General features: G+C 56.7%; 14 protein-coding genes and 3 tRNA genes. 10 read left to right on the forward strand and 7 right to left on the reverse strand.

What is annotated here, in order from left to right; translation table 11 throughout:
* The 7 genes from dnaA to BBCT_RS00035 all read left to right on the forward strand — a co-directional run bounded on the left by dnaA (position 1) and on the right by BBCT_RS00035 (position 10,755).
* Positions 1 to 1,476: a chromosomal replication initiator protein DnaA gene (gene dnaA / locus BBCT_RS00005; RefSeq protein ID WP_003833534.1), complete on the forward strand. Its 1,476-nt coding sequence runs from the start codon at positions 1 to 3 to the stop codon at positions 1,474 to 1,476.
* Between the two features lie 560 nt (positions 1,477 to 2,036).
* On the forward strand, positions 2,037 to 3,161 hold the full coding sequence (dnaN, locus tag BBCT_RS00010; RefSeq protein ID WP_033513127.1) for a DNA polymerase III subunit beta: 1,125 nt from the start codon (positions 2,037 to 2,039) through the stop codon (positions 3,159 to 3,161).
* 164 nt (positions 3,162 to 3,325) lie between these two features.
* Positions 3,326 to 4,528, forward strand: coding sequence for a DNA replication/repair protein RecF (gene recF / locus BBCT_RS00015; protein WP_003833543.1), 1,203 nt, complete (start codon positions 3,326 to 3,328; stop codon positions 4,526 to 4,528).
* Positions 4,528 to 5,013: a DUF721 domain-containing protein gene (locus BBCT_RS00020; protein ID WP_003833544.1), complete on the forward strand. Its 486-nt coding sequence runs from the start codon at positions 4,528 to 4,530 to the stop codon at positions 5,011 to 5,013. The genes recF and BBCT_RS00020 overlap by 1 nt, the downstream gene beginning before the upstream one ends.
* 271 nt (positions 5,014 to 5,284) lie before the next feature.
* Positions 5,285 to 7,402 (forward strand): DNA topoisomerase (ATP-hydrolyzing) subunit B, encoded by a 2,118-nt coding sequence (gene gyrB / locus BBCT_RS00025; RefSeq protein ID WP_003833546.1) that lies wholly within the window; start codon positions 5,285 to 5,287, stop codon positions 7,400 to 7,402.
* A gap of 53 nt (positions 7,403 to 7,455) precedes the next feature.
* Positions 7,456 to 10,140 (forward strand): DNA gyrase subunit A, encoded by a 2,685-nt coding sequence (gene gyrA, locus BBCT_RS00030; protein WP_003833547.1) that lies wholly within the window; start codon positions 7,456 to 7,458, stop codon positions 10,138 to 10,140.
* Positions 10,141 to 10,215: 75 nt separating this feature from the next.
* Positions 10,216 to 10,755 carry a DUF3566 domain-containing protein gene (locus tag BBCT_RS00035; RefSeq protein ID WP_003833550.1) on the forward strand — a complete coding sequence of 180 codons (540 nt, stop codon included), beginning with the start codon at positions 10,216 to 10,218 and terminating at the stop codon, positions 10,753 to 10,755.
* A 371-nt stretch (positions 10,756 to 11,126) separates the two neighbouring features.
* Here the strand turns inward: BBCT_RS00035 and gdhA are convergent, their stop codons facing one another.
* Entirely contained in the window at positions 11,127 to 12,473 is a 1,347-nt protein-coding gene (gdhA, locus tag BBCT_RS00040) for an NADP-specific glutamate dehydrogenase (RefSeq protein WP_003833554.1), read from the reverse strand.
* A gap of 241 nt (positions 12,474 to 12,714) precedes the next feature.
* On the opposite strand from gdhA, the gene BBCT_RS00045 reads away from it, so the two are divergent.
* Positions 12,715 to 13,158, forward strand: a complete 444-nt coding sequence (locus tag BBCT_RS00045) for an MscL family protein (RefSeq protein ID WP_033513124.1) — start codon at positions 12,715 to 12,717, stop codon at positions 13,156 to 13,158.
* Positions 13,159 to 13,384: 226 nt separating this feature from the next.
* Here the strand turns inward: BBCT_RS00045 and BBCT_RS00050 are convergent.
* The 3 genes from BBCT_RS00050 to BBCT_RS00060 form a co-directional block, all read right to left on the reverse strand.
* Positions 13,385 to 13,457 (reverse strand) — tRNA-Ala (locus BBCT_RS00050).
* Position 13,458: 1 nt separating this feature from the next.
* A tRNA-Ala gene (locus tag BBCT_RS00055) sits at positions 13,459 to 13,531 on the reverse strand.
* Between the two features lie 39 nt (positions 13,532 to 13,570).
* Positions 13,571 to 13,644: transfer RNA gene (locus tag BBCT_RS00060), tRNA-Ile, on the reverse strand.
* A gap of 91 nt (positions 13,645 to 13,735) precedes the next feature.
* Here BBCT_RS00060 and BBCT_RS00065 point away from each other — a divergent pair.
* Together BBCT_RS00065 and BBCT_RS00070 are read left to right on the forward strand one after the other, a co-directional pair.
* Positions 13,736 to 14,386 carry a M48 family metallopeptidase gene (locus BBCT_RS00065; protein WP_231858062.1) on the forward strand — a complete coding sequence of 217 codons (651 nt, stop codon included), beginning with the start codon at positions 13,736 to 13,738 and terminating at the stop codon, positions 14,384 to 14,386.
* A gap of 265 nt (positions 14,387 to 14,651) precedes the next feature.
* Positions 14,652 to 15,635 carry an L-lactate dehydrogenase gene (locus BBCT_RS00070; RefSeq protein ID WP_003833562.1) on the forward strand — a complete coding sequence of 328 codons (984 nt, stop codon included), beginning with the start codon at positions 14,652 to 14,654 and terminating at the stop codon, positions 15,633 to 15,635.
* A gap of 175 nt (positions 15,636 to 15,810) precedes the next feature.
* Here the strand turns inward: BBCT_RS00070 and BBCT_RS00075 are convergent, their stop codons facing one another.
* From BBCT_RS00075 to BBCT_RS00085, 3 genes are all read right to left on the reverse strand, one after another.
* Positions 15,811 to 17,142: a hemolysin family protein gene (locus BBCT_RS00075; protein ID WP_003833564.1), complete on the reverse strand. Its 1,332-nt coding sequence runs from the start codon at positions 17,140 to 17,142 to the stop codon at positions 15,811 to 15,813.
* Between the two features lie 148 nt (positions 17,143 to 17,290).
* Positions 17,291 to 17,986: a carbonic anhydrase gene (locus BBCT_RS00080; protein WP_003833565.1), complete on the reverse strand. Its 696-nt coding sequence runs from the start codon at positions 17,984 to 17,986 to the stop codon at positions 17,291 to 17,293.
* Between the two features lie 323 nt (positions 17,987 to 18,309).
* Entirely contained in the window at positions 18,310 to 21,066 is a 2,757-nt protein-coding gene (locus BBCT_RS00085) for a phosphoenolpyruvate carboxylase (RefSeq protein WP_003833568.1), read from the reverse strand.
* Positions 21,067 to 21,316: the final 250 nt, after the last annotated feature.

Here is a 21,316-nt window from a genome sequence, read left to right on the forward strand (position 1 = left end):
GTGGCCGATACGACAACCGATCCTCTCGATCAGGCTCGCGGGGTATGGTCCGACGCGCTGGCGTTGCTGCACCAGAATCCCGCACTTTCTGTACGTGACAAAAGCTGGCTGGAAAATGTTTTTCCGGAAGGTATGTGGGGTCCCACCATCGTGTTGTGCGTGCCCAGCGCGGCCGCGCAGCAGACACTGCAGAACGAATTGAACCAGCCTCTGCTGGAAGCCTTGCGGGAGTCTGCGGAACAGGACATTTTCCCCGCATTCAAGATTGCGGAAAAGAAAGAACCGGCACAGCCGCCCGTTGAAGAATACCCCCATTTCACCCCTGCGCCACATGTTGAGGAAACCACGCAGGGCCAGCTTCCCATTCCGGTCGCCATGCCTCCGGAACGCCCCAACACATTCCAACGAGGCCAGAACAGGCCTTTGCTGGACCCTAAGACCCATCTGAACAAGAACGCCACCTTCGACACCTTCGTCCCTGGCGATTCCAACCGTTTCGCGCGCACTGTCGCATTAGCCGTCGCGGAAGGTTCCGGCCATGATTTCAACCCGCTGTGTATCTACGGCGGCTCCGGCCTGGGCAAAACCCACTTGCTGAACGCCATCGGCAACTACGCACTGGTCAAGGATCCCTCGCTAAAGGTCCGTTACGTGACCAGCGAGGAATTCACCAACGAATTCATCGAAGCATTGGGCGATACCAACCAGAATTCCGGCCAAATCAAGGAATTCAACCGTCGCTACCGTGAAGTCGACGTGCTGCTGATCGACGATATTCAGTTCCTCAGTGGCAAGGACGCGACGCTCGAACAGTTCTTCCACACGTTCAATACCCTGCATCAGGCGAACAAGCGCATCGTGATCGCATCCGATGTACCTCCGAAGGATCTGCAGGGCTTCAACGAACGCCTAATCTCCCGCTTCGAATCCGGCCTGACCGTTGACGTCAAGCCGCCGGATCTGGAGACGCGAATCGCCATTCTGCGCATGATCGCCCATGAATCCAACGTTCAAGACGACGTGCTCAACCTTATTGCGGAACGTTTCACCGAGAACATCCGCGAGCTGGAAGGCGCACTGAACCGCGTGACTGCCATGGCTTCCCTGAGCGGACAGCCGGTGACTCGCGCGCTGGCGGAGCATACGCTGCAAGACTTCTTCGCGACCGATGTGGAGATCAAGCCCACCGACATCATCACTCAGGTGGCGAAATACTTCTACATCACGTTCGACGACATCGTCGGCCGTTCTCGCACGAAGAAAATCGCGCTGGCCCGCCAGATTGCCATGTATTTGGTGCGTGAGCTCACCAGCATGAGCCTGAACGACATCGGCCAGGTGTTTGGCGGCAAAGACCACACCACAGTAATGCACGCCTACACCCGTATCAGCGATGAAATGCAGGAAAAGCAGGAAATCTACAACTATGTGACGGAGCTGACGCTGCAACTCAAACAGCGTTCCGGCGAAAAATAACGTTTTTTGCGCGACTTTGCGCGTTTGCATGTGTTTTCGCACGCCTCAAAAAAACGGTTTTGGTGTTTTCTGCCTTTCTCAGGCGATTTTCAAAAGCCAAGCATGAGTATTGGTAAATTCTTTACCTACTGATTTACCGACCATTCTGACACGCCGGGTTGTGGAATATTTTTATCGAAGTTATCCACATAGTTATGCACAAATCAAGGATTCCTCGGTGGAAAAGCCGTTGGAAACGCGAAAATCGGCGGTGGATGACTTGTGGACTATACACAGGCTTTTGTGGATAACTTTTTTGCATCTCTGAGGCTGTGGATAACCCGGTAGCTTGTCCACACTCCGTTCAAAAGTTATCCACAGGTAGTGAGGTGAACTGAGCCCTTGAAAAACATGGGGTCTGTGCACTTACCCACATTATCCACAGGCCTTATTATGACGAATGTAGGTTGTTATAAGAAAATCATCATCGTCATCATAAGTGGGGAATTCCCCACGCTTCGTCAAAACGCTGGCAGCTCGCTAGAATGACTTATGGACCGAACGAAACGAGGAAATTAGCCATGAAAGTTGAAGTCAATTCCCAAGCGCTGGCAGACGCAGTAGCCTGGACCACCCGCGTGATCGACGCTCGCCCTGCATCTCCCATTTTGGCAGGCGTCCGTTTGGAGGCCATCGACGGCACTCTCCAACTTTCCGCCTTCAATTACGCCATTTCCGCCCGTCATCACATTGAAGCAGGCGTCGATGAAGCCGGATCCGTCTTAGTGCTCGGTAAGCTGCTGGCGGATATCACCAAGTCGCTTCCTGCTGCGAAAACCTATCTTTCCACCGATGGATCGACCATGACCATCACCTCCGGCAAGTCCACATTCACCATGCAGCTCATGCCGGACGCCGAATATCCGGATCTTCCGGTAATTCCGTCCAAACTGGGCCAAGTGGACGCGCAAACCTTCACCCAAGCCGTCACCCAGGCATCCGTTGCCGTTTCCCGTGAGGAGAATCGCCCCGTACTCACCGGCATCCGCGTGCAGTTCCAAGGCGACAAGGTGATCATGAGCTCCACCGACCGTTTCCGTCTGTCTCGTTCGAGCTTCACGTGGACGCCGGAAAACCCGGACACCAACGCCACCGCACTCGTTCGCGGCGCACTGCTGCGCGACGTGGCACGCTCTTTGGATGAGCATCAGAACATCGTTGTGGACTTCGACACGGAGAATCCGTCGCTGCTGGGCTTCGAGAACGCCGGACGCGTATCCACCTCGCAGCTGATCGACGGCGAATTCCCCGCGGTCGACCGCCTATATGCCGACGAATACCCGATTCACGCGGTCATCAACAAGCAGGATCTCATCAGCGCCATCAAGCGTGTCTCCCTCGTCGCCGAGCGCAACGCGCCGATCCGCATGGCCTTCACCAGCCAGGAGCTCACGCTGACGGCAGGAACCGCGGACGAAGCCCAAGCCAAGGAAATCCTCGACATCGACATGGATGGAGAAGACATCACCGTGGCCTTCAACCCGACCTACCTGATCGAAGGCCTGAGCGCCATTGCGGAACCGTTCGTGCGCATGAAGATGACCACCGCTGTCAAGCCTGTGGAATTCAACGGCCAGCAGGAGTCGGATTCCGAGGAATCCATGGACTATCGCTACCTGCTTGTGCCCATGCGTTTCAACAGCTGAACATAAGCCAATCCACACAAAACGTGGACGCATCGCAAAAATAGGGCTGAACATGGCTGTTACTGCCGGTTCAGCCCGTTTGCATGAATATTCATAAACAATCATATTCGTTAATAATTGTGATTATCCACGTAAGAAATTTGCTTGATTCTCAAGGATTGTGAATGTATATTTCCCGCCTAGCACTCGACCACTACCGTTCCTGGGAACATTGCGTGCTCGACTTCGAACCGGGAATCAACATTCTGCAAGGAGCCAACGGACTCGGCAAAACCAATATTGTGGAAGCCGTCGAAGTGCTTTCCACGGGATCAAGCCATCGCACGTCATCATCATTGCCACTAATCGAAAAAGGGTGCACTTCGGCTACCATCCGAGCCAATGTGGAAGACGATGAAACGCAACACACCTACGAAGCGACCATCGTGGCACGAGGCGCGAATCGGGCGCGAATCGATGGCGGAAAATCGCAATACATGCGCGATCTCATCGGACGTACGCCCTCCGTCTCCTTCACCCCCGAAGATCAGCGTTTGGTGGCAGGCGATCCAGCAACCCGACGTAACTTCATCAACCAGGCCGCTTCCCTGCTACTCCCCCACTACGCGCAGCTGCTGCAACAATTCACGCATGTGGCGAAACAACGTACGGCACTGCTCAAACAACTCGGCGACGGCACGAATCTCGACCCGCAATACAGCCAGCAGACGGTTTTAAGCGGACTGGAAATCTGGACGGGACAATTCATCGATCTCGGCATGAGACTGACACGTGAACGCAACGATGTCATCGCACGTCTGGGGGAGCCTTTCGCGCGAATCTACGCGTCTTTGGCAGGCGACGACGAGCGGGCGGCGCTCTCATACGAGCCGTCCTTCGACGAAGTGATGCTGTTCGACGATCCGAGCGCGGAAATCAGCCGTCATTTCCAGCGCATCTACCCGGGCGAAGTGGCACGCGGACAGAATCTGATCGGCCCGCATCGCGACGATCTGACCTTGCTGCTCAACGACATGCCCGCCCGTGAATTCGCGTCCAACGGCGAGATGTGGACCATGGCTTTGGCGCTGAAAATGGCGCTATATGAAGCGGTTTCCGCGCAATTCGAAAGCAAGCCGATCGTGATTCTCGATGATGTGTTCGCACAGCTTGACGAATCCCGTCGTGGGCAGATCCTCGATTTTGCGATGCGGCAGGATCAAGTGCTGATCACCGTCGCCGCGGCAAGCGACATTCCACAAACGGACGCCGTGCACGCGCATGTGATTGACGTGGCCGCGTTGCGTCGACAATCGCAAGATGGCGGCGATGACGATTTGGCGGCGATGATGGCGCAGCTTGCGGCAGGAAGGGAGACTGACCGCTGATGCCTAATCCTCCAATCTGCGAAACATTGCATCTCGACCAACGCAAGTTGCCCGCCGAAGTGTTCGAACGCATCAGCAAACGCGCCGGACGCTACAAGGAACGTGAGGAATGTGCGCGGCAGGCATGGGAGAATTTTGGCAAACCCGGACGCGACCCGCAGACGGTCGGCAATATATTCAACGTGATCGCAACGCAAGGTTTGTGGACGCCGCATTTGAAAATCGCGCAAATGCAGAATCATTGGAACCAGGTGGTCGGTGACGAAAACGCGCGCCACTCCTACCCCGTTGACCTGCGTGACGGCATTTTGACGATTCGATGCGACAGCCCCGCATGGACCACCACCTTGACGTACATGATTCCGCTGCTGACCGACACCATTCGCAGGAGACTTGAGGGGCTGACCATCAACGAAGTGCGCGTCACCGGCCCCCAGCAACAGGGATTCAGCCGAGGGCGAATGACCAGAAGGACCCGGTATTAGCAAAATATCACGCGATATTGGTGTGATAGTTGGTCTGCGATCGGGCGTACGTCGAATATGTCCCCGGAGATGACCTTTGCGAGGGCTGGCAGATACTTTTCCGAACGCGAAAAACAGGGGTAAACGGCTGAATTTCAAGGATAAATGCCTCTGGCGCGCTGTCCCCCTGCATGAGTAGAATATCAAGTAGTGTATGTAAACGCCTAGAAGGGGCCTTTATTTGCGTTCTAGGTGGTATCACCTGCGTGAATGACCCTCATTGGCGGGAAAAATGCAGGAAGGAATCTCTGTGGCAGACCTTGATGCGGATTCGCTGAACGAATCAGCTGAAAACACGCAGGAAGATCAGATCCAAAACGATCAGCTCGAAGATGCGCAGCTCGATGACACCTTGGCTCCGGAGCATTACGACGCGTCCGATCTGAGAGTGTTGGAAGGCCTCGAAGCGGTGCGAATCCGCCCAGGCATGTACATCGGCTCCACCGGCCCCCGTGGCCTGCACCATCTGGTGTATGAGATCGTCGACAACTCCGTCGACGAAGCGCTGGCGGGCTATGCCTCGCATATCGAAGTGACGATTCTGCCGGACGGCGGAGTGCGCGTGGTCGATGATGGCCGAGGCATTCCGGTCGACGAAGTGCCGGGCGAAGGCGTTTCCGGTGTGGAAACCGTGATGACCAAGCTGCACGCAGGCGGCAAGTTCGGTGGCGGCGGCTACGCGGTCTCCGGCGGTCTGCACGGCGTGGGTATTTCCGTGGTGAACGCGTTGTCGACCCGCGTCGACATCGAAGTGCGCCGTCAGGGCTTCCACTGGACCCAGACCTACATCAACCAGAAGCCGACCTCGCGTCTGCTCAAGGGCGAACCGATGGGCGAAGACGAATCCACCGGCACTTCCGTGACCTTCTGGGCCGACGGCGCGATCTTCGAAACCACCACCTACGATTTCGAGATTCTGCGTAACCGCTTCCAGCAGATGGCATTCCTCAACAAGGGACTGAAGCTGTCCCTAACCGATCTGCGTGAACCGGACCAAGCAGGAGACGAAGTCGCAGGCGACGGTGACGACAATGCCGAACCGAAGCATCAGACAGTCACCTACCAGTACAACGACGGCATCAAGGATTACGTCGATTACTTGGTGAAGTCCCGCAAGGCAACCCCGATTGAACCGGATGTCATCGATTTCGAAGCGGAAGATCTGAAAATCGGCATTTCCGCGGAAATCGCCATGCAGTGGACCACCGCATACTCCGAAGCGGTGCACACCTTCGCCAACACCATCTCCACCACCGAAGGCGGCACCCACGAAGAAGGCTTCCGTGCGGCTCTGACTTCGCTCGTCAATCGTTACGCACGTGAGAAGAACATCCTCAAAGACAAGGATGAGAACCTCTCCGGCGACGACGTGCGCGAAGGCCTGACCGCAGTGGTGTCGGTGAAGCTCACCACCCCGCAGTTCGAAGGCCAGACCAAGACCAAGCTCGGCAATTCCGAAGCGAAAACCTTCGTGCAGCGCGTGATGACCGACAAGCTCGGCGACTGGTTCGATTCGCATCCTAGCGAAGCCAAGAACATCATCCAGAAGGCCATTGAAGCCTCCCGTGCGCGTCTTGCAGCCAAGAAGGCACGTGAGAATACCCGCCGCAAGTCAATCTTCGAATCCGCGGGCATGCCAGACAAACTGAAGGATTGCCAGTCCAACAATCCTGAAGAATGCGAACTGTTCATCGTGGAGGGTGACTCCGCAGGCGGCTCCGCAATTCAGGGACGCAACCCGATCACGCAGGCCATTCTGCCGCTGCGAGGCAAAATCCTCAACACCGAGCGTGCAAGCCTTGACCGCATGATGAAGTCCGAAACCATCGAATCGCTGATCACCGCGGTCGGCGGCGGTTACGGCGAGGATTTCGACCTGAACAAAGTCCGCTATCACAAGGTCATCATCATGGCCGATGCTGATGTGGACGGCGCGCATATCGCAACCCTGAATCTGACGCTGTTCTTCCGCTACATGCGCCCGATGATTACCGCTGGTTACGTGTATGTGGCCATGCCGCCGCTGTACCGACTCAAGTGGACCAAAGGCGCGCACGACTTCGTGTACACCGACGCCGAACGCGACCGCGTGCTCGCCGAAGGCAAGGCCGCCGGCCGTCAGTTGCCGAAGGGCGAAGGCATCCAGCGTTACAAGGGTCTGGGTGAAATGAGCTACCAGGAACTGTGGGAAACCACCATGGATCCTGACCACCGCATTCTGAAGCAGGTGCAAATCGAAGACGCGGCTGCAGCCGACGAAACCTTCTCCATGCTCATGGGCGACGAAGTCGAACCTCGCCGTCTGTTCATCCAGCGCAACGCACGCAACGTCAGCTGGATCGACGCGTAGGGATTTCAAGGACTTCAGGCAAGGTTTCATAAGGATTTAGAAGGACTTAGAAGTTGGCAGACGAAAACAACAGCAACGAAGACGGCCAGTTCGTGCCTGATGGCTCCATGGAGCCGTTGAGCCCGCAGGAGGCCGACAACACCGATTACGGCCTGATGGTGGGCGAACGCATCCAGAAGAAGGATCTGCAGCAGGAAATGCGCGATTCCTACCTGGCATACGCCATGTCCGTGATCGTGGACCGTGCGCTCCCGGACGTACGCGACGGCATGAAGCCGGTGCATCGCCGTGTGATCTACGCGATGTACGACGGCGGCTACCGCCCCGACCGTGGTTACTCCAAGTGCGCCCGCGTGGTCGGCGAGGTCATGGGTAAATACCATCCGCACGGCGATTCCGCGATCTACGACACGTTGGTGCGTATGGCACAGTCGTGGTCGATGCGTTACACGCTGGTCGACGGCCAAGGCAACTTCGGCTCCCCCGGTGACGATCCGGCCGCAGCAATGCGTTACACCGAATGCCGTATGGCTCCGCTCGCCATGGAAATGGTGCGCGACATCGACAAAGACACCGTCGATTTCCTGCCGAACTACGATGGCAAGACGCAGGAGCCGACCGTGCTTCCGGCACGATTCCCGAACCTGTTGTGCAATGGTTCGTCTGGTATCGCCGTGGGTATGGCCACCAACATTCCTCCGCACAACATGCGTGAAGTGGCCGAAGGCGTGCATTGGGCGCTTGACCACCCGGACGCAAGCCGCGAAGAGCTGCTCGAAAACCTGATCCGCATCATCAAGGGGCCGGACTTCCCTACTGGCGCAACGATTCTCGGACATAAGGGCATTGAACAGGCCTACCGTACCGGCCGTGGTTTGATCACCATGCGCGCGGTTGTGAACACCGAAGAGATCAAGGGCCGTATGTGCCTCGTGATCACCGAACTGCCGTATCAGGTGAACCCGGACCGACTGGTCGTTTCCATCCGCGAAGCGGTGCGTGACGGCAAGATTCAGGGCATCGCCGACATGCGTGACGAAACCTCCGGCCGTACCGGACAGCGTCTCGTGCTCGTGCTCAAGCGCGACGCCGTGCCGAAGGTTGTGCTCAACAACCTGTACAAGCATTCCCAGCTGCAGCAGACCTTCGGTGCCAACATGCTGGCACTGGTCGATGGAGTGCCACGTACGCTGTCTCTGGACGCGTTCATCCGCCATTGGGTGGGCCACCAGCTGGAAGTCATCGCACGCCGTACCGCCTACCTCAAGCGTGAGGCGGAAGAGCGCGACCACATTCTGCAGGGCTACCTGAAGGCTCTTGACATGATCGACGAGGTCATCGCGCTTATTCGTGCGTCCGAATCTGCGGAAGTCGCACGTACGGGCCTTATGGACCTGCTGGACGTGGACGAAGTGCAGGCCGACGCCATTCTGGCCATGCAGCTGCGCCGACTGGCCGCATTGGAACGCCAGAAGATTCTCGACGAACATAACGAGCTGATGCGTCGTATCGCCGACTACAACGACATTCTCGCCAAGCCGGAGCGTCAACGCAAGATCGTGGGCGACGAGCTTGACGAAATCGTGTCCAAGTATGGCGACGAACGTCGAACCAAGATCCTGCCGTACTCCGGTGAAATGAACGTCGAAGATCTGATTGCGGAAGAAAACGTGGTCGTGACCGTCACTCACTCCGGTTTCATCAAGCGCACCAAGGCTGACGAATACCGTGCGCAGCACCGTGGCGGAAAGGGCATCAAGGGCGCCAAGCTGCGTGAGGACGACGTGGTCGACCACTTCTTCCTGACAAGCACGCACAACTGGCTGCTGTTCTTCACCAACAAGGGACGCGTGTACCGTTTGAAGGCTTACGAGCTTCCGGAAGGATCGCGCGATTCCAAGGGACAGCATGTGGCCAACCTACTGCAGTTCGGCCCTGACGAGACGATCCAAACCGTGCTGTCGATTCCGAACTACGAGGTGGCCAAGTACTTGGTGCTCGCCACTCGTTCCGGCAAGGTCAAGAAGACCGCGCTTGCCGAATACGATTCCCCGCGTCAGGGCGGCCTGATCGCAGTGCGTCTCATGGCTGACGAAAACGGCGAGAACGCCGACGAGCTGATCGGTGCCGCACTGTGCAATGCCGAGGATGACATCATTCTCGTGTCGAAGCTGGGCATGAGCCTGAAGTTCCAGGCCAACGACGAGCAACTGCGCCCGATGGGACGCCAGACTGCCGGCGTGCAGGGCATGAAGTTCCGCGAAGGCGACGAACTGCTGGACATGGACGTGGTCTGGGGTGATTCCGACAAGGATCTGTTCGTGGTCACCAACGAAGGCTTCGCCAAGCGCACCGCCATCAGCGAATACCGACTGCAGGGCCGTAATGGCTTCGGTGTCAAGGCCGTGCAGCTCGCCGAAGGCCGTGGTTCCCTCGTGGGTGCGGTGATCGTTGAGGAAGATGACCAGATCATGGCCATCATGAAGTCCGGCAAGGTCATCCGTTCCAACGTCGACGAGGTCAAGCGCACTGGACGTACCACCCAGGGCGTGACGTTCGCCAAGCCTGACAAGAACGACGAGATCATCTCCATCGCGCGTAACGAGGAAAAGGACGACGACGAATCCGCGGAAAACGCGACCGTGAACGAGGATACTGCACAATCGTCTGAATCCGCCGTTGAAGCCCCTGCTGAAACCAACGCCGAATCCGGCGATGGCGAGAATGTAGAGGCCTGACCGCAGCACGGGCAATCGTCTGTGAAAACTGGTAGCCTCAGCTAAGAACTGGGCACAATCTTGCAAGGAGCAACGATGAGCGAGAACAACGAAGGACAGCAAATGCCAGAGGTTGGGCATGCCCCGCGCGTGGCACGTTCCGCTTCCAGCCAGCCGCTGATTGGTGAGGATCAGGTTCAGGCACATGAGGGTGCCTCCTCCCCCGCTTCCGGTGGTGTGAAGGTTCGCGAGAAGCGTCGTGGCGGCGCTCCGCGCGCGCGCCGTATGAGCCTGTCTCTGACGCGTATCGACGCATGGTCGGCCGCCAAGGTGGCGTTCATGCTTTCCATCGCTGGGGGAATTATTCAGATCGTTGCGGTAGCTATTCTGTGGGGCATGCTGAACATGGTTGGCGTGTTTGACCAGGTTACGCAGATCGTGTCTTCCACGGGCTTGGATGCCGGCGGATTCGACCTGACGAACGTGTTTTCACTGAGCACCGTGCTGAGCACCGCCACCATCTTCTCCATTGTGGAAGTGGTGCTGATCACTGTGCTTGTGGTGATTCTCACGCTGCTGTACAACGTGGTGAGCACCCTCGTCGGCGGTATCCACGTCACACTCGGAGATGATTAACAGCCCTGTGGGCTGTTAATGGCAGCGAGCAGCGATAGCGTCGCGAGCGTCGCATGTGATGCTGGAACAGCCCTGTGGGCTGTTAATAGCAGCGAGCAGCGGTAGCGAACTCAAACGCAACAAGGCGGCCTGCATTGTGATTCCAATCACGGCACAGGCCGCCTTCGTATTTTTTAGACCAGTCTGTCTCTTACCGCACTCCAACCCCTATCTGCCCCCGCCCGCAATCTGCCCATATCTTTCAGATATAACTGCAACTAGATTAGGTGCGTGGAAATACATTGAGGGTCTGCCTGGAATGAAACCAGACAGACCCTCAATGTCTTCTCGATAAGTCGGCCGTATTGGCTAAATCGGTTAGATTAGCTAGATCAGAGCACGCCCTGAGCGACCATGGCGTTGGCGACCTTCACGAAGCCGGCTGCGTTGGCGCCGAGCATCAGATCACCCTCGTGGCCGTATTCCTTGGCGGCTTCCAAGGAGTTGGCGACGATGTTCTCCATGATGGACTTGAGCTTGCCGTCAACCTCTTCGAAAGTCCAGGAAAGGCGGTAGGAGTTCTGGCTCATCTCAAGGCCGGAAACTGCCACGCCACCCGCGTTCGCGGCCTTAGCGGGGCCGTAGAGCACGTTGTTGGACTGGTAGACGGCGATTGCCTCCGGAGTGGACGGCATGTTGGCGCCTTCGCATACCACAGTGCAGCCGTTGGCGACGAGAGCCTTGGCGGACTCCTCATCGATCTCGTTCTGGGTGGCGCACGGCAGGGCGATGTCGCACGGAACCGTCCACACGCCCTTGCAGCCCTCGTGATACTCGGAGCCCGGCACGCGCTCCGCATATTCCTTGATGCGGCCGCGATGGCCCAGCTTGATGTCCTTGACCACGTCAAGCTGAATGCCGTTCGGATCGTAGATGTATCCATTGGAATCGGAGGCGGTCACAACCTTCGCGCCGAGGGCCTGAGCCTTCTCGGTGGCGAAGATGGCCACGTTGCCGGAGCCGGAAATGACCACGGTCTTGCCTTCGAAGGAGTCATTGCGCAGCACGCGCATTGCCTCGGCAGTGTAGTAGCACAGGCCGTAACCGGTGGCCTCGGTGCGAGCCAGGGAACCGCCGAACTCGAGGCCCTTGCCGGTCAGTACGCCGGAATACTCGTCACGAATGCGCTTGTACTGGCCGAACAGGTAGCCGATCTCGCGACCGCCCACGTTGATGTCGCCGGCCGGAACGTCGGTGAACTGGCCGATATGACGGCACAGTTCCGTCATGAAAGCCTGACAGAAACGCATGACTTCAGCGTCGGACTTGCCCTTCGGATCGAAGTCGGAGCCGCCCTTGCCGCCGCCCATCGGCAGGCTGGTCAGGGAGTTCTTCAGAATCTGCTCAAAGCCGAGGAACTTGATGACACCCTCGTTCACGCTCGGGTGGAAGCGCAAGCCGCCCTTGTACGGGCCGATTGCAGAGTTGAACTGGATGCGGTAACCGCGGTTGACCTGCACCTTGCCCTCATCGTCGGTCCATGCGACGCGGAACTTCACCACGCGTTCCGGCTCGACGATGCGTTCGAGCACGCCCGCTTTCTCATATTCCGGATGCTTCGCGACCACCGGTTCGAGGCTTTCGAAAACCTCGCGAACGGCCTGCAGGAACTCCGGCTGGTCGCCGTCGCGCTTTTCCACCTGCGCGTACACGCGCTTGACGTACTCATCAGTGAGCATATTCTTCCCCTTCGGGATAGTTGGTTACCAATAGACGGTCTCATTCTATGTGTACGAATATGGACGGCACAAGACCTTGTTCAGGATTTGGAGACGCTTTTTTACGAGCGCTGGTTCCGAACTTGCTTCTTTTTACGGGATTGCCATGCCTTGCGTTGACTATAGGATGGAAATGCGGAAAGCGTGGGAGAGAGTACGTTCGCAACAGCATCTCACAGTCTCACATAATGGGAGAATCATCATGATTGAAGGATTCAAGAAATTCATTGCACGCGGCAACATGATCGACATGGCGGTCGGTGTTGTCATGGGCGGTGCCGTCACCACAGTGGTTAATTCGATCGTCAACAATGTGATTAATCCGTTCATCGCCATGATTTTCGGCAAACCGAATATGGATGGTCTGCTGGCAATCACATTCAATAATGCGACGGTTTCGTTCGGCGCGGTACTTGGTGCGATATTGAATTTTCTGATCATCGCGGCGGCCGTGTATTTCTGCATTCTCGTACCGATTAACAAATTCCGTGACGTGACCGAGGCGTTGCTCGCCAAAACCAAGCTTGCGGAAGAGCGGAGCAAAGCCGAGGAGGAGGCCATCAAAGAGCCGGAAATCTCCACCGAAGAGCAGACGATCCTGCTGTTGCAGCAAATCCGCGACGAACTTGCCAAACGGAATGCATAGGGTGCACAGAACGTGCCGAACGATTCTGTCACTGTTGCCGACGTGGTCGCAATGCAGTAGTCATCGCCAGCAATCGTAATAATCAATAATCCAAGGCCGTTTCAAGCGGTGACGCAAGTCCCGCCTGAAACGGCCTTTCGTAATGGTCTTTCAGCGGGTGGAGGAATTGGGATGCGGATGCGGGTATGAAAAAAGGGTTTCCGGAAATCATCGGAAACCCTATCTGTGGAGCTAAGGGGATTCGAACCCCTGACCCTCTCCATGCCATGGAGATGCGCTACCAGCTGCGCCATAGCCCCGTGGAGCTAGCCGGGTTCGAACCGGCGACCCTCTGCTTGCAAAGCAGATGCGCTACCAGCTGCGCCATAGCCCCATAGTTGAAAAAAAGCGGCCGCGCCGCTCTTAATCACTGTGGGCCCGGGAGGACTTGAACCTCCGACCTCATCCTTATCAGGGATGCGCTCTAACCACCTGAGCTACGGGCCCGTTCTTGCTGTACTGTTAAGCACAACGAGTTGAAATAATACGTGATAATCAGCGAAAGTCAAAATCCGGCGTGTCGTGGCATAATGCAGGCATGCCAAACAATCATCGCAATGCCAGCAGGGGAGTGCGCAACCGCAATCGCACGCTATCGGAAGAAACTGTGCAAATCGCTGGAATGACGGTGACTATCATGCGTAAGCCCATTAAAAACATGTATCTGCGAATCAAGCCACCGAACGCGCAGATCGTCATCTCCACACCTTCTCGCATGTCCCAAGCGGCAATCGCACGATTCGTGACGGAACGCAAATCATGGATCGAACAAGCGCAACGAGCCATGCTGCAAGCCAGAGATCAGCAGATCCATGAAGGAAACAATCCTAATGATCCGCATTCTTTCACATGGAACGACGCAACCAGAAAGCGAGCGGTGCAGACCATCAATGCGCAACTACCGGTGCTGCTTGCGAAATGGTCGCCGATTATCGGGCGCGAGCCAACGCATGTCACACTGCGCGTCATGACGTCGCGATGGGGGTCATGCACGCCGAAAACCGGCCGCATCCGCCTCAACCTACAACTCGGTCTTATGGACCCCAGATTCCTGGAATACGTGCTTGTGCACGAAATGACGCACCTGTGGGAAAACGGGCACGGAGAGGGCTTTCAGCGGCGTATGAGCGCATATTTGCCGCAATGGAGGCAATTACGGCGGGAGTTGAACCGTCACGTTGTACTGTGACGCTCGCGATGTTGTTGCGTTGCCTGCGATGTTGAAATACTTGCGATATTATGCCACTGCCGTCACATTGCGCGGATTGCCATGACTTGCCACGGCTTGCGAACTTTTGATAACGACGTATAGGTGATTCGTATAGCTTTTCCGTTCATAAGATGTTCCAAACGCTTAACATTCGCGAATTGCAAGCCTACAATCATGGCGGCTGAGATGTTTGCTTGCAAACAGTTCACGCAGAAAGATCAAACAAGTGAGGAAGGGAGCGATTATGGCTGTATTGAGAAAAGTCGGCATTATCGGAATCGGACACGTGGGCGCGCATGTTGCAAATGCCGTGCTTTCCGCAGGACTGGCTGAAGAACTGAAACTGTGCGACATCAACGAGCAAAAAGTAGTCAGCGAATGTCAGGATTTAAGCGACACGTTGAGTTTCTACCCGCATAACTGCGTGATCGGCAACTACGGTACGCAATACGAGCAGCTGGCTGACTGCGACGTGGTAATCAACGCTGCCGGTGACGTGAAAACCAGCGCCAAAGATCGTGATGGCGAACTGTTCGTTACCACCGACATTGCACGCACTTGGATCTCCCGACTGTTCAACGCAGGCTTCCACGGTGTGATCATCACCATCTCAAATCCGTGCGATGTGGTCGCAACCGAAATCTGGCACATCACCGGCTACGATCCGCGCAAAATCATTGGCACCGGAACCGCGTTGGATTCCGCACGACTGCGCAACGCCATCGCGAAACGCGTCAACGTGGATCAGAAATCAATCGGCGCATACATGCTGGGGGAGCATGGCAATTCACAGTTCGCCTACTGGTCGAACGTGAACATCGCAGGCAAGCCGCTCACCCAACTCGCACAAGACAATCCGCAACGATTCACCCTTGACGAGGACGAAACCGAGCAGGATGCCCGTCGAGGCGGATACCGCGTGTACGCCGGCAAAGGGTGCACGGAATACGCCATTGCAGCCACCGCGGCACGCCTTACGCAAGCCGTGCTCTGCGACGAACACTATGCGGCCGCCTGTTCCACGCTGCTTACCGGCGAACAAGGCGAAAGCGGCAATTACGCCAGCCTGCCGTGCATCGTCGGCGCGAACGGCGTCGAAGAAGTCCTCAATCCTACACTCACCGAAAGCGAACAGGCCAAATTCCACGCGTCCTGCGAACATATCCGCGCCAATATCGCGCAGCTTGCATGGTGGAACGACGAATGCCATCCCACACTGCGTAGCTGAATCTATGATTAAATCTGCGGCTGAATCTGTAGTAAATCGACAGATTTAATAACATGACAAACGTAATAAACAGACTTGCGATTACTGATGTTGATCGTATGAAAAATCAACATTTACATAATCGCAAGTCTGTTTTTATTTTGATTTATCTCAAATTATTTCGATTAATTTCAGATCATTTTGCAGTCTTTGCGGATTTCGCATTATCACCATCAACCATGTGCTTGCGGATTTCCAACGTTTCGATACGGCGGCCGTCCACTTGCGTGACAGTCATGTCGTAACCGTCGTCGGAAGGCAACGTATCGCCGACTTCGCCCATCTTGCCAGTGTGCGCCAGGAAATAGCCGGCAACCGTCTCGTACGGGCCATCCTCAAGCTCAATACCGGTCAAATCAGCGAAATCCTCAATCGTCATACCACCTTCGATAGTGGCGACGCCATTGACGAACGCGGTACGCTCCGTGCGCTCGCCGCCCTTTTCCTCCGGCAGATCGTATTCGTCGCGAATGTCGCCGACCAGCTCCTCTGTCATATCCTCCAACGTGACGATGCCGTCGGTACCGCCATATTCGTCGATGACCACCGCCAGATGAATGCCACGCTTACGCAGCAATTCAAGGCTTGGCAGCAGCTTCGACGTGCCCGGCAGCGAAATGCCTTCGCGCGTCACGTCGGCGACCGTCTTCGCCTCGGGATTGCGAATGTCGAGCAAATCGCGCACGTGCACAAAGCCGAGCACGTCATCGAAATCCTTGCCGGTCACCGGATAACGGGAGTATGGCATTTCGCGCACGTACGCGGCCGCATCCCCGATCGGCATGGCACCATCCAGAAATACCACGTCGGCGCGTGGACGCATCACTTCCGCCACAATCGTTTCGGATGCGTCGAACACGTCATCGAGAATCGTGCGCTCGTCCTTGCTTAAGTTCGTATTGGTGTTGACGAGCACGCGCAGCTCCTCGTCGGACACTTCGCTGTCAGTTTCGTTCGGGTCGAAACCAAGCAAGCGCACAATAATGTTCGTATTCTTGCCGATCAGCCAAATAATCGGCTTGCACACCTTCGCAAACACGTGAATCGCAGGCACCACGGAACGCGCGATCTGCTCGTTGCGCTGCATCGCGATACGCTTCGGCACCAACTCCGAAATCACGATCGAACAGTACGAAATAATCAACGTCAGCACAATGGTGGTTAGGGGAGCGGCCACGCTCGTTGGCACGCCCCAACTTTCAACAATCGGCACAATGTATGGCGAAATCGACGATTCGCCGAACGATGCGGAAAGAAAACCGCTCAATGTCACGCCAATCTGCACAGTCGACAGAAACGTGTTCGGATCGCGTGCGATTTGTGCGACGCGCTTGCCGCGGGCATCCTCCTGTTCCATTTGGTCGATCTGCGATCCGCGCAGGCTGACCAACGCCAGTTCGGTGCCGGCGAACACGGAACCGAGCAGCAGGAAGATGAAGATCAGGAGAATGTTCAAACCTAGAGACATGGTTCCACTCTATCGAGGTGGTATGTCAAAGTGTCTGTATCTCCTGATTTTTTGGATTTTCTCAATTATTCTTAGATTGCTTAGCTTCGGATTGTTCTTTTTCGGATTTCTGTTTCGCAAATCTCCGTTTTCCGAATTGTACTTCGTTTCAGAAGCTGAGAACCTCGACTTTGCCGGAGTCCAGCTGGTACCTTGCGCCGACGATCATGAGTTTGTCAGCTGCCAGAGCCTGCTGGATCGCTTCGGATTGTTCCACCAAGAGTTCGATGGTGCGCGCGATGTGCACGCGTTCGAAATCTTCGCTGGATTCCAATTCCGACTCGTGTGCCTGCCAGATCGAGAAACCGACAGTGCGCATCATGATCGAATCCGAATCGCAGATGCGTTCGTCGATGTCGGAAATGCTGTCGGCGGCCATCAGCGAATCTTCCGCATCGGCGGTCAATTCGTGCAGTAACGCTTCGTAATCCTTGGAAACTTGCTTGATCGCACCGCAATTCTGATGGCCGAGCACTACCAGCAAACGTACGCCGAGTACGGTCACCGCGTATTCTAGGGACGCAATCACGGCTTCGTCGATGATTTGACCGGCCGTGCGAACCGTGAACAGGTCGCCAAGACCGGAATCGAAAATAATATCCGGGCTTACTCGCGCGTCGGAGCAGCTCAGCATGGCCGCTTCCGGTGCGTGTGTGTCCACAAGTGCCTCGCGTGCTTCAGCGCCACGATTCGGATGTTCCGGTTTGCCCTCCGCAAACCTGCGATTACCTGCCAGCATGCGGCTCCAAACGCCGCTTGCCGTGCCTTCGACCTCGTCTTGGTCTACAAACAGTTCGTCTGCCATTGACTCCACCCCTCATTGTTCAGGCTAGCCAACATCATACGTTTTGGTCTGACCGTTCGCTGGGAAATAGAGCGATATCTCGCTTATGTATGGCAGATTTCGTGTTCTGTCCGGTGATATTTCGCTTATGTGTGGCAGTCCCAAAGGTGAAAAACCGGAAAAATGTACCCCCGAAGTGGGTTTTTCGCATGATGGTCTGCCATATATAAGCGAGAAGGCTCATGACAAGGCTCCGATTCTGCCATATATAAGGCAGATATAGGTATGAAAAAGGGTCCCCGATCGGCAGTGCGAACGGGGACCCTGAAAGAAACTGGCTAAAATCAGCCGGTGTTCTGCAAGCCTGCTGCGACACCCGACACGGTGCACAGGATCAGGTAGGTGTAGTTCTCCTTCTGTCCGTGCGTGAGCTCTTCCTTGTCCACGCGCTTGCGTAGCGAGCCGAGGGCGAGCACCTGGGTGGCGGACAGCGCATCTACGTACGGCGAGCGGATGCGGATGGCCTGGCCGAGCACGTGGCGGTGCTGCAGAGGCCACTTGTCGCCTACGATTTCGAGCACCCACTTGCGAGTGAGCTCCATCTCGTCGAGGACCTTCTTGTTGAGGTCCTCACGGTCTCCGAGAGCAAGGTACATCTTGGCGATGCGCTCGTCAGTCTTGGCCAGCGACATTTCGATGTTGTCGATGAACGTGGAGAACAGAGGCCATTCCTCATACGCTTGACGCAAGGTGTTCAAATCGCCGAACTGCTCGCACGCGGTGCCCAGGCCGTACCATGCAGCCAGATTGATGCGTGCCTGCGCCCAGGAGAAGATCCACGGAATGGTACGCAGATCGTCGAGGGACTTGGCTCCAAGGCCGCGTTTGGCCGGACGGGAGCCGATCGGCAGCAGGCCGATTTCGGTCAGCGGCGTGACGGTGGAGAACCACGGTGCGAATCCGTCGGTGTTCAGCAGGTCGAGGAAGCGGTTATGCGCGGCCTCGTCGAGCTTGCTGGCCATGTCGGCGTACTTGGCGGTCATGTCCGTATTGCGCTTCTCCACGCTCGGAGCGGACTGCAGCAGCGTTGCAGCCGCAACGGACTCGACGTGGCGGATGGCCAGTGCCGGGTTGCCGTAGCGCGCGAAGATGACCTCGCCCTGCTCGGTGAGCTTGAAGCGGCACTTCACGGAGCCGACCGGCTGTGCGAGCACGGCACGGTTAGCCGGGCCTCCGCCGCGGCCGACGGCGCCGCCGCGGCCATGGAACAGGGTCAGATCGATGTCATGCGATTCCGCCCACTTGGCGATGCGTTCCTGTGCGGAATGCAGGGCCAGGGTTGCGGAGGTCGGGCCGGCGTCCTTCGAGGAGTCGGAGTAGCCGAGCATGACTTCCATCTTGCCGCCGGTGGCCTTCAGACGAGCCTGGACCTCCGGAATCTTGATCATTTCCTCGAGTACGTCTACCGAGTTCTGCAGATCCTCAAGCTGTTCAAACAGCGGGATCACGTCGATGGTTGGAACATCCTTGGGATGGGAGAACGCCAGACGGTTCAGCTCGTACACGTCCTTGATGTTTTGGGCGCTCTTGGTGAAGGAGATGATGTAACGACGGGCAGCCTTGATGCCGTTGCGCTTCTGGATGGAACCAAGGGCGCGGAAGGTGTCGAGCACCTCGTGGGTCATCGGCTGCAGTTCGCCACGCTCACCGTGCAGACCATGTTCGCGGATATCCTCCAGCGCTCGGGAATGCACGACGGAGTGCTGGCGGAACTCCATCTCGACCATATGGAAGCCAAAGGTCTCTGCCTGCCAGATGAGGTCCTGCAGCGGGCCGTAGGCGGAACGTTTGGCGTTGGCTTCGGCGAGGGAGCGCTGCACGACCTTCAGGTCGGCGATGTAATCCTCGCAGGAGTGGTACATGAGATCAGCATCGCGGTCGATGGTGGCCTTCAGACGATCGGCCATGACCAGCATGACGGCACGGTGCAGCTCCTTGGTGGAGATCAGTGCGGCCTTGTCGGTCAGGCGCTCGCTCATTTCCTTCTGGTGGTTCCACAGGGACTTGAGCTCGGCACTCGGCGGAGTGGTCTCAGCTTCCATCGTCAGGTTCTTGCCAACGCGGCGGGTCTCGATCTCCAGCGCGCCCAGCACGTGGTCGCTGAACTTGCGGGCCACCTGACGGCTCACCTTGGCGGTGACGTTCGGGTTGCCGTCACGGTCGGAGCCGATCCAGCTTCCCGGGTGGAAGAACGCCGGGCATACCGGCGGCACGAGGCCGGCCTTGTCTCCGAGGACCCAATCGTCGAAACGACGGTAGACCTGTGGAATGGTATAGAACAACGTATTGTCGAAAATATCGAGAATGGTTTCAGATTCCTCAACCGGAGTCGGCTTCTTCAGTGCGATCGGAGAGGTGCGGAACAGCGCGTCAATCTCGTTGAAGAGTCGACGGGAGTTTTCCTTCTTGTCTGAACCGCCAAGCAGCTTGTGCGTTGCGAGCAGCTGGGAGATGCGGCGGATTTTGCCTTCCACGGCTTTGCGGCGGGCTTCAGTCGGATGCGCGGTGAACACCGGATGGAACTCGAGCTTGTCGAGCAGTTCCTTGGCTTTGGCCGGACCCATTTCGTTAATGAGCTGGTGGTAGGCACAGGTCATTTCGTTCACTGGGTCGACGGCTTGGGTGTCATCTACGGCGGCCTCACGGCTGTGCAGCACGGAGACACGGTAGTTCTCCTCGCATAGGTTGGCCAGATGGAAGTAGGTGGTGAAAGCGCGGGCCAGCAGTTGTGCCTCATGCACATCCGTTTTATCGATGATGTCGACGACCTTCTGCAGGTCATCCTGATTCGGATTCGTATCCGTCAGAATGCCGGAGAAGCGTTTGGCGCTAGCGTTCAGTGCGTGTTCGCGCACTTCATCGAACTTGTCCAGCAGCTTTTCATCGAATTCGCCGAGCACCTCGCGAAGAATCTGCAAACACAGATCCATTTCCTCTTTGAGGGAAGCGGGAAGATCACGCTCCTCGGGGCCTTTGGTGCCGGTGCCGGACGAGACGATAGCTGCGTCGGCAGGCGTGATCTGTTCGTTTTCAGTTGTCATCAGACCTCCTTCTCCAAACCATCGGGTTGCCCGGTCTGTCGGTCCTTCGCGGCACCTCCGCGATTGTTTTGGCCGTCTGTTGCGAGCCCACAGCCCTAAGTCTGGTGGGTAAATGCGTACCCATTGTATGCTCGGCAAATCGACAGTTTGGTTACGGAAATACCGGAAATGTCCGCATCGTGGTCCGACGGTGTCCACAAAGTGAAATCGATGGAAATTTCGAAAATCCTCCGACCAGCCCACACGTTAG

Origin of the sequence: Bifidobacterium catenulatum DSM 16992 = JCM 1194 = LMG 11043, from assembly GCF_001025195.1 — a bacterium.
GTDB lineage: Bacteria > Actinomycetota > Actinomycetes > Actinomycetales > Bifidobacteriaceae > Bifidobacterium > Bifidobacterium catenulatum.

Coding starts and splice junctions, on each gene's coding strand:
- dnaN (WP_033513127.1), top strand. CDS start 2,037: ATGAAAGTTGAAGTCAATTCCCAAGCGCTGGCAGACGCAGTAGCCTGG.
- recF (WP_003833543.1), top strand. CDS start 3,326: ATGTATATTTCCCGCCTAGCACTCGACCACTACCGTTCCTGGGAACAT.
- BBCT_RS00020 (WP_003833544.1), top strand. CDS start 4,528: ATGCCTAATCCTCCAATCTGCGAAACATTGCATCTCGACCAACGCAAG.
- gyrB (WP_003833546.1), top strand. CDS start 5,285: ATGCAGGAAGGAATCTCTGTGGCAGACCTTGATGCGGATTCGCTGAAC.
- BBCT_RS00035 (WP_003833550.1), top strand. CDS start 10,216: ATGAGCGAGAACAACGAAGGACAGCAAATGCCAGAGGTTGGGCATGCC.
- gdhA (WP_003833554.1), bottom strand. CDS start 12,473: ATGCTCACTGATGAGTACGTCAAGCGCGTGTACGCGCAGGTGGAAAAG.
- BBCT_RS00045 (WP_033513124.1), top strand. CDS start 12,715: ATGATTGAAGGATTCAAGAAATTCATTGCACGCGGCAACATGATCGAC.
- BBCT_RS00065 (WP_231858062.1), top strand. CDS start 13,736: ATGCCAAACAATCATCGCAATGCCAGCAGGGGAGTGCGCAACCGCAAT.
- BBCT_RS00070 (WP_003833562.1), top strand. CDS start 14,652: ATGGCTGTATTGAGAAAAGTCGGCATTATCGGAATCGGACACGTGGGC.
- BBCT_RS00075 (WP_003833564.1), bottom strand. CDS start 17,142: ATGTCTCTAGGTTTGAACATTCTCCTGATCTTCATCTTCCTGCTGCTC.
- BBCT_RS00080 (WP_003833565.1), bottom strand. CDS start 17,986: ATGGCAGACGAACTGTTTGTAGACCAAGACGAGGTCGAAGGCACGGCA.
- BBCT_RS00085 (WP_003833568.1), bottom strand. CDS start 21,066: ATGACAACTGAAAACGAACAGATCACGCCTGCCGACGCAGCTATCGTC.